This window comes from Virgibacillus aidingensis (genome assembly GCF_010994035.1).
Taxonomy (GTDB): domain Bacteria; phylum Bacillota; class Bacilli; order Bacillales; family Amphibacillaceae; genus Virgibacillus_N.
Genome location: NZ_WIXN01000041.1, coordinates 1 through 4,253, shown reverse-complemented (window position 1 = coordinate 4,253; position 4,253 = coordinate 1). Strand labels below are relative to the sequence as shown.

Genomic DNA, 4,253 nt, shown 5'->3' with positions numbered 1-4,253 from the left:
AAGAACGGACTAAACGATACAAAATAAGGGACTTTAAAAATCTCCCACAAGTACTTGACTCAATCATTATTAATAGTTTTCATTTTATGGAAACCAAATATTTGCTATACTGTTAATTATACTAGCATTGGGGGATGATAAAATGAACAACGAAGAGCTGATTGCGCCAAACGATTATAATATCGCCATGGAAGTTGAACGCTATGCGAAAGATCCAACAAAAAAAGCACTGATCTGGAAAAACGAGAATGGGGAATCAAAAGAAATTACGTATTCTCTACTAATGAGTAATGTGAACAAAATTGGAAACGCTCTCTTGGAGAATGGACTTAGGCCAGGGGATAAAGTAATCATTATGATTCCACGCCTGATCGATGCTTATGAGGCATATCTTGCCTGTTTAAAAACCGGCCTGATCATTATCCCTAGTTCGGAAATGCTGAAAACAAAGGATTTACAATATCGTATTACCCATGGAGAAGTCAGCGGGGTAATCAGTTATTATCCTTATGTTGGTCAATATACGGAGATAAAAGAATACCAGTATTTAAAGAAATTTGTTGTAGGAAAAGAAGCAGATGGCTGGCTGCATTTGGACAGTTTAAAAGATACGGCTTCTGATGAGCTGAAAATGGCAGAGACTTCCAAAGATGATATAGCCTTTTTGCCTTATACTTCCGGAACAACGGGTAATCCAAAAGGGGTTGTACATACACATGGCTGGGGCTTTGCACATCTGAGAACTGCTCCTGAGAACTGGTTAGGCATTAATGAAGGAGATAAGGTTTGGGCAACGGCCGGACCAGGCTGGCAAAAATGGATCTGGAGCCCATTTTTATCGGTACTTGGTTCAGGTGCGACAGGTTTTATTTATAACGGAAAATTTGATCCAAAAACCTATCTGCAGCTGCTCCAGGATAATGAGATAAACGTGCTATGCTGCACACCGACGGAATATCGGATCATGGCGAAGGTGGATAATTTAAGTGATTATCAATTGCCTGCATTGCATAGTGCGGTTTCTGCGGGCGAGCCATTAAATGTGGAAGTAATCGATATATTTCAAAGATATTTTGATATTACAGTCCGTGACGGATACGGACAAACAGAAAACACACTTCTCCTTGGTGTGATGAAAGATATGGAAGTCAAACCGGGATCCATGGGAAAACCGACACCGGGTAATGAAGTTGAAATTATTGATGAGAACGGCAAGCCGGCTGCACCCGGCGAAGTGGGGGATATCGCGCTAAAACTAGACTCCCCTGCACTTTTTCGAGAATATTATAAGGATATGGAAAGAACAAAAATGTCCCGACGTGGAGATTACTATATTACCGGAGACCAGGCTTCCAAGGATGAGGACGGTTATTTTTGGTTTGAGGGAAGAAGTGATGATATCATTATCAGCTCAGGCTATACGATTGGACCATTTGAAGTGGAGGATGCATTGGTCAAACATCCATCCGTTCAGGAATGCGCGGTTGTTGCCAGTCCTGACGAGGTACGCGGAAATATTGTAAAAGCATTCGTCGTGGTAAAAGAAGGTGTCGAAAGCAGCACCGGCCTGGTTAAGGAGCTGCAGGACCATGTAAAAGAACTGACTGCACCTTATAAATATCCGCGTCAAATCGAATTTATGGACGAGCTGCCAAAAACCACGTCCGGAAAAATCAGACGTGTGGAGCTTCGAAAAAAAGAACAAACGAAAGCATAAATGTAAGTGAAAACAGGTACTGCCTGCCGGCGGGCCTGTTTTTTTGATGGGTAAATTTATATGTTGACTTTAGACCATATGATATATTCCCTTATGCTTTCATGCTGAGCAGGATCACTATCATTACCACTTCCAATTAATACGCTGCAAGCCTATTTAAATCACTTTCCACATAATTAGTTTTAAAAAATTGATTAAAGGTCTTGAAAGTCAAAGAAGGTCAAGGTATAATATAATTGAAGGTCAAATATAGTCAAAGTCAACATTGATATAAATACTCACAATAATTTTTAGGAGGAATGTATTCATGAAATGTCAACATTGTGGCGTGAATGATGCAAACGTAAATGTAACATTGCAAATGAATAATGAAAGAATGCAGCTGCATGTTTGTGATACTTGCTTCCGTGAAATCCAAGGTAAAATGATGAATTCCAATGATTTCTTTTCCGGAGGAGGACAGGATGCATTTTACAATAACTCCTTCCAGGGAAATGGGGGGCAGAAAGCAGGCACAAAAACAAGACAAGCCCAGGGAAACCGCGGCAATGGCCTTATTGATCAGCTCGGCACCAATGTGACCGATAAAGCGAGATCAGGGCAAATAGACCCAGTAATTGGCCGTGACAATGAAGTAAAACGTGTAATTGAAACATTGAACAGAAGAAATAAAAACAACCCGGTACTGATTGGGGAACCGGGAGTTGGTAAAACAGCCATTGCAGAAGGTCTTGCCTTGAAAATGGTTGAAGGAAATGTACCGGCAAAGCTGATGAATAAACAAGTGTATTTGCTTGATGTAGCTTCACTGGTTGCTAATACAGGTATTCGAGGACAATTTGAGGAGCGCATGAAGCAACTGATTCAGGAACTGCAGGGAAGAGACGATATCATTCTATTCGTGGATGAGATTCACCTTCTTGTCGGAGCTGGAACAACTGAAGGCTCACAAATGGATGCCGGCAACATTTTAAAACCGGCATTGGCGCGCGGCGAACTGCAATTAATCGGTGCAACAACTTTGAAAGAATACAGGCAAATCGAAAAAGATGCTGCATTGGAGCGCCGTCTGCAGCCAATAACTGTCAAAGAACCTTCTGAGGAAGATGCAGTAATAATCTTAAACGGAATTAAAGACCGTTACGAAAAATTCCATGAAGTTCGCTACTCGGATGATGTGATCCATGCATTCGTTACTCTGTCCAACCGTTATATCCAGGATAGATTTCTGCCGGATAAAGCGATTGACTTGATGGATGAAGTAGGTTCCCGTTTGAATCTGGCAAATGCAGAGAAGGATTCCAACTCCATTGAACAGCGGCTGGAAGAAATCAAAAAAGAAAAAGAAGCAGCAGCAGAGAAAGAAGAATACGAATTAGCTGCAAACCTGCGTTATCAGGAAATACAGCTGCAAAAACAACTGGAAAAGGCAAAAGATGAAAAACAGGATATTGATGTTGATATTTCCGATATCCAACTCATTGTGGAAGAGAAAACAGGCATACCTGTAACAAAACTGCAGGCAGATGAACAGGAAAAAATGAAGAATATAGGGGAGAACCTGAGTGCTAAAGTAATCGGCCAAAGTGTAGCGGTAGATAAAGTGGCTAAAGCAATCCGCAGAAGCCGCGCAGGACTTAAATCAAAAGAACGTCCGATTGGATCATTCCTATTCGTCGGTCCAACCGGGGTTGGTAAGACGGAATTAACCAAAGCACTTGCCGAAGAGCTGTTTGGTTCCCGTGAATCCCTGATTCGTCTGGATATGAGTGAATATATGGAAAAACACACAGTTTCCAAAATAATCGGTTCACCTCCTGGATATGTAGGACATGAGGAGGCCGGTCAGTTAACAGAGCGTGTACGTCACAACCCATATTCCATTATACTGCTGGATGAAATTGAAAAAGCGCACCCTGACGTACAGAACATGTTCCTGCAAATTATGGAAGACGGTCATCTGACAGACTCCCATGGACGTACGGTCAGCTTTAAAGAAGCAGTAATTATTATGACAAGTAACGCGGGTACAGGGGAAAAGACAATCAATGTAGGATTCAATCCTCAACATGAATCCGTAACTACACTGGAAAACCTGAGCGCTTACTTTAAGCCGGAGTTCCTGAACCGTTTTGATGCGATCATCAACTTCAACGAACTGACAAAAGATAACTTACTGGAAATTGTTGATCTATTGCTCGCTGATGTACAAGAAACAATGGAAGATAACGATATTGAAATTACTATCACAGATAAAGCAAAAGAAGAGCTGGTCCGACTTGGGTATGATCCTCGATTTGGTGCAAGACCCCTTCGCAGAGTCATACAGGACAAAATTGAGGACCAATTGACCGACCTGATCCTCGATGGTGAGGAAATTAATAAAGTAAATGTAGACTTAGTCGATGAGGAAATTGTTGTAGCAAAAGTATAAGTAGGTAATAAAAAAAGGCTGCTGAGCACCGCTCAGCAGCCTTTTTTTAATCGATCGAGCCCGCACGCAAATCGATCGAGCCCGCACGCAAATCGATCGAGC

Annotated in this window: 2 protein-coding genes; both read left to right on the top strand. The window is 41.7% G+C overall.

All coding sequences use genetic code 11. The features are described 5' to 3' along the window. Window positions 1–142 precede the first annotated feature (142 nt). On the top strand, window positions 143–1,717 hold the full coding sequence (gene mbcS / locus GHD25_RS19625; protein WP_164220043.1) for an acyl-CoA synthetase MbcS: 1,575 nt from the start codon (window positions 143–145) through the stop codon (window positions 1,715–1,717). 307 nt (window positions 1,718–2,024) lie between these two features. After that, the gene (locus GHD25_RS19620) at window positions 2,025–4,151 is read left to right on the top strand and encodes an ATP-dependent Clp protease ATP-binding subunit (protein WP_164220041.1); all 2,127 of its coding nucleotides are present in this window, start codon (window positions 2,025–2,027) and stop codon (window positions 4,149–4,151) included. Window positions 4,152–4,253 lie beyond the last annotated feature (102 nt).

Excerpts from the sequence above, each read along its gene's own strand:
- mbcS (WP_164220043.1), top strand. The coding sequence starts at position 143 with ATGAACAACGAAGAGCTGATTGCGCCAAACGATTATAATATCGCCATG.
- GHD25_RS19620 (WP_164220041.1), top strand. The coding sequence starts at position 2,025 with ATGAAATGTCAACATTGTGGCGTGAATGATGCAAACGTAAATGTAACA.